Here is a 2,456-nt window from a genome sequence, read left to right as displayed (position 1 = left end):
ACGAAGCAGGCAGCGCAACAGACCAACCTGTAGGGGGTCAATTTTGGACGCCGATCCCCCGGCTTAGGGGGTCAATATTGCAGGCCGAATGACAAACTCCGCCCATCAACCCAACAGCCAGTGAAACCGGCGAGCCAAGCATCTGATTTGCGATAAACTCGGCAAGCATGATCGCAATTACGACCGTGACGGCCAGGGGAATTCCCTCGGCGAAAGTTTGCCCGAAGTGTGAGGGCGAGAAACTTTCTCACTACCGGCCGGAGGTCTTGCTAAGAATTCAAGCAGCCGGTTGCGGCTGAAGAACGTCTGGATATCTGCGTTCGGTTTAAGTCGAAGTTCTTCTCCAGTGTAGCGCGCAATTTTCCCAGCGCACTCCACGCCTCTTTGCCATCGACCTCAGTTCGTTCAAGCATGAGCAATACAAGCTGGTTCAGTTGAAACGCTCGTGGCTCGAACCAGTTCTTCTCCTGCTCGGTGAGGCCGGTAGTCCCAACCGCGCCATCCATCTTCGCACCGAACCGCTCCAACACTCTAGCGCGTTCTGTATTGTACAAATCGAACAGGGCCACGGTGCTTTTGTGAAGCTCGTCCAGCACCCATGTCATTGAACAGACCTGAGTCTAGCGACAGAACTAGCGCCATCTCTTCAGGCGCGAATTTGACCGGGTCGGGTAACGGCACAATCGGGCGAACAACTTGAAACGGGAGACCATCGAAGCCAGCCTCTTTCGCTTCAGCAAGACAGCCCTTGACCGCGTTCCCGAGAGTATGAAGGTCGGAAGTCAGCCTAATCATCTTGAAGAAGAGTGAGTAGCCGCGAGCCTTGCGCAGCTCCAACCTATCTTCGTCGCGATTGGCCTTCGCAGCGGCAATATTCTTTCTCAGCGTCAAGAAGGTCATTCCTGCGCTGATAGCGGCGCCGATAAGTGAACCGCCGATTACGCTGAAGACCGCCCAGGCAGTCGATACGGTACTAACTTGCCCTACAACTTCGGCCGCCATGCATCCCCCTCAGGATATCCCCCTTCCTACTACCACCGATTGAATCGGGCTTGTTCAGAAAATACTCCCGATTTCCCGTCGCGGCTTCGGCGTACTGGTCGATCGAGACCATGATGGCTTCGACATGGGCGCGGCACCATCCTTCCCGAGTGGCCAGGCGGCGGACTTCGTCCAAAGCTTTCAGGAATGGTGACAGCTCAGGCTCGTCGGAAAAGTACCGCGGCATCACCATTTGCGGCCCCCGAGAACCCTGCTCTTGTTGTGGTGCGGCTCCGCCTTCTTGAGCGCGTCCCTTTGCTCACAAAGGGTGTCGATCTTGGCCAGCATTCGAGCGAGCAAGGCTTCCGCCGAGGACGACCCGACACCCGCTCTCTGGAGCTGGAGGATCTCCTTCCTCTGCCGCCCGACCTGTACCCGCATGCGCTCGATCTCGCCCCGGATGTAGTTGATGTCCGGCATGTCCCGCCCCGTGAATTGGAAGACGGCATGAGAACAAAAAAGGAACAACGAGTCGACTCCGAAGTTGGGTGGAAAAGGAGATTTGGCATGGCCGACAACACTCAGAAAGACCCCAAGGAGTGGGTTTCTGGCGACGACCCGATGACCGGCGCCCAGGAAAGCCCTTTCTCCGGGGCCAAGTTCGAAGCCGTCAGACTGGGGCAACGCAAGTTCCTGGTCCGGTCCGCCGGACTGGCGATGTCCCGCTGGGACGGTGGTCGTGGTGACCTCGGTCAATCGGCTGGTGGCGGTTCGCCCGCACTCCGCTGCGCTGCTGACAAACGTTCTCGTGGATCGAGAGCAGCGGCGATATCACGCTGAGAAGCAAATGATCGGCGCCCAAGAGTTCGCTGACCTGGTTGCGGAACTGTTGGCCGATCGCGCGAGGGAATAGCAATCCACATTCCTTGATCAAGCTGCGAACCTGGTTCTCGATGTCTCGGCGCATGGACACTAGCCGAGATCTGGCGACAAGGATCGCTCGGATCTTCTGGCTTTCCTCACTTTTGACTTTGACCTCTCGATACCATCCAACCCGCACCAGTTCGGCAAGGCCTCGCGCATCATTCTGATCGCTCTTGTTCATTCGGACCGACAAAGCTGCGTGCGCATGCCGAGCGTCGATGCAGACCACCGGAAGCTCAACCCTGCGGAGTTCATGCCATAGCCAACTCGCCATCGCACCGGTCTCGAAGCCGATACGCTCGGCATGAGGCGCATGTTTGCTAAGCAGGTCAGTCAAGGCACCAGGATTAGACTTGGCTTTTCCTTCGAAGATTACTTGACCGGTCTCGTTGACAACGCACACAGCGGTTTCTCTCTGTGAGACGTCCAGCCCGACGTACTGCTTCATGGGAACTCTGAACCGCCCCGGGTTTGCCGGAGGCCATTTGGTTTAAGTTATGCCGCCATCGCGGGTTGTTCCAGCATGGCGTAGTAGCGTTGCTCGGCTTCGG

4 protein-coding genes and 1 pseudogene are annotated in these 2,456 nt (G+C 57.4%); 1 reads left to right on the top strand and 4 read right to left on the bottom strand.

Annotated elements, in window-relative coordinates:
* Positions 1-531 precede the first annotated feature (531 nt).
* From N551_RS38285 to N551_RS0120565, 3 genes are read right to left on the bottom strand one after another with little or no spacing between them, the layout of a single operon-like run.
* The gene (locus N551_RS38285; RefSeq protein ID WP_155809846.1) at positions 532-1,002 is read right to left on the bottom strand and encodes a hypothetical protein; all 471 of its coding nucleotides are present in this window, start codon (positions 1,000-1,002) and stop codon (positions 532-534) included.
* Positions 974-1,234, bottom strand: coding sequence for a hypothetical protein (locus N551_RS39410; RefSeq protein ID WP_051462879.1), 261 nt, complete (start codon positions 1,232-1,234; stop codon positions 974-976). Before N551_RS39410 ends, N551_RS38285 begins: the two co-directional genes overlap by 29 nt.
* On the bottom strand, positions 1,228-1,461 hold the full coding sequence (locus N551_RS0120565) for a hypothetical protein (protein WP_027568482.1): 234 nt from the start codon (positions 1,459-1,461) through the stop codon (positions 1,228-1,230). Before N551_RS0120565 ends, N551_RS39410 begins: the two co-directional genes overlap by 7 nt.
* Before the next feature lie 27 nt (positions 1,462-1,488).
* On the opposite strand from N551_RS0120565, the pseudogene N551_RS39765 reads away from it, so the two are divergent.
* Positions 1,489-1,620, top strand: a pseudogene (locus N551_RS39765) (DUF3072 domain-containing protein); the annotation flags it as partial.
* Positions 1,621-1,651: 31 nt separating this feature from the next.
* Here the strand turns inward: N551_RS39765 and N551_RS36055 are convergent.
* The gene (locus N551_RS36055) at positions 1,652-2,353 is read right to left on the bottom strand and encodes a transposase (RefSeq protein ID WP_245287828.1); all 702 of its coding nucleotides are present in this window, start codon (positions 2,351-2,353) and stop codon (positions 1,652-1,654) included.
* Between the last annotated feature and the right edge of the window lie 103 nt (positions 2,354-2,456).

It is taken from the genome of Bradyrhizobium sp. URHA0013 (assembly GCF_000518345.1).
Taxonomy (GTDB): domain Bacteria; phylum Pseudomonadota; class Alphaproteobacteria; order Rhizobiales; family Xanthobacteraceae; genus Bradyrhizobium.
Note: the sequence above shows the minus strand (reverse complement) of the source record. Positions and strands in the feature narration are given on the sequence as shown.

What these genes read in the sequence shown, in the direction of transcription:
- N551_RS38285 (WP_155809846.1), bottom strand. Translation starts at nt 1,002, where the DNA reads ATGGCGGCCGAAGTTGTAGGGCAAGTTAGTACCGTATCGACTGCCTGG.
- N551_RS39410 (WP_051462879.1), bottom strand. Translation starts at nt 1,234, where the DNA reads ATGGTGATGCCGCGGTACTTTTCCGACGAGCCTGAGCTGTCACCATTC.
- N551_RS0120565 (WP_027568482.1), bottom strand. Translation starts at nt 1,461, where the DNA reads ATGCCGGACATCAACTACATCCGGGGCGAGATCGAGCGCATGCGGGTA.
- N551_RS36055 (WP_245287828.1), bottom strand. Translation starts at nt 2,353, where the DNA reads ATGAAGCAGTACGTCGGGCTGGACGTCTCACAGAGAGAAACCGCTGTG.